This is a genomic window from Paracoccus broussonetiae, assembly GCF_031854425.1.
In the GTDB taxonomy this organism is placed as follows: domain Bacteria; phylum Pseudomonadota; class Alphaproteobacteria; order Rhodobacterales; family Rhodobacteraceae; genus Paracoccus; species Paracoccus broussonetiae.
The window spans coordinates 1-1,318 of record NZ_JAVRQI010000047.1; the positions used below are offsets into that span (position 1 = coordinate 1).

The 1,318-nt window shown below is 65.8% G+C and carries 1 protein-coding gene; it reads left to right on the forward strand.

The features are described 5' to 3' along the window. Positions 1-1,274, forward strand: a 1,274-nt coding sequence (gene glyA / locus RM190_RS23285; protein WP_311761867.1) for a serine hydroxymethyltransferase, incomplete at its 5' end; no start/stop codon positions are given. Between the last annotated feature and the right edge of the window lie 44 nt (positions 1,275-1,318).

The following is a 1,318-nucleotide window of genomic DNA, read 5'->3' on the forward strand; positions in this document are numbered from 1 at the left end:
CCGGATTCTTCACCGAGACGCTGGACAGCCGGGACCCCGAGATTTTCGGCGCGATCCGGCAGGAGCTGGGTCGCCAGCGCGACGAGATCGAGCTGATCGCGTCCGAGAACATCGTCTCGCGGGCGGTGCTTGAGGCGCAGGGCTCGGTGCTGACGAACAAATATGCCGAAGGCTATCCGGGCAAGCGCTATTACGGCGGCTGCCAATATGTCGACATCGTCGAGGATCTGGCGATCGAACGGGCCAAGGAACTTTTCGGCTGCGGCTTTGCCAACGTGCAGCCGAATTCGGGGTCGCAGATGAACCAGGCCGTGTTCCTGGCGCTCTTGCAGCCGGGCGACACGTTCATGGGCCTTGACCTGAACTCGGGCGGGCACCTGACGCATGGCTCGCCGGTGAACATGTCCGGGAAATGGTTCAACGTCGTCAGCTATGGCGTGCGCCAGCAGGACCAGCTTCTGGACATGGAAGAGATCCGCAGGAAGGCGCATGAAAGCAAGCCGAAGCTGATCGTCGCCGGCGGCACCGCCTATAGCCGGGTTTGGGACTGGGCCGAATTCCGCAAGATCGCGGACGAGGTCGGGGCTTACCTCATGGTCGACATGGCCCATATCGCGGGCCTGGTCGCGGGTGGCCAGCATCCCTCGCCGCTGCCGCACGCCCATGTCGTGACCACGACGACGCATAAATCGCTGCGCGGTCCACGCGGCGGCATGGTGCTGACGAACGACGCCGACATCGCCAAGAAGATCAACTCGGCCGTGTTCCCCGGCCTGCAGGGCGGCCCCCTGATGCATGTCATCGCCGCCAAGGCCGTGGCCTTTGGCGAGGCGCTGCGCCCCGAGTTCAAGGATTATGCCGCGCAGGTCGTCAGGAACGCGCAGGCCATGGCCGACGAGCTGATGAAGGGCGGCATCGACATCGTCTCGGGCGGGACCGACAACCACCTGTGCCTGGCCGACCTGCGCCCGAAAGGCGTGACCGGCAAGGCGACCGAGGCCGCGCTCGGCCGCGCCCACATCACCTGCAACAAGAACGGCGTGCCCTTCGACCCGGAAAAACCCTTCGTGACCTCGGGCATCCGCCTGGGCGCCCCGGCAGGCACCACCCGCGGCTTCCGCGAGGCCGAGTTCCGCCAGATCGCCCGCTGGATCGTCGAGGTCGTCGACGGCCTTGCCGCCAATGGCGAGACCGGCAATGCCGAGGTCGAAGCCAAGGTCAAGGCCGAGGTCGAGGCCCTTTGCGCCCGCTTCCCCCTCTACCAGGGCATGTGAACAAAACCGCAGCGCGGGACTATAAAAGCCCGCGCTGCGTCATC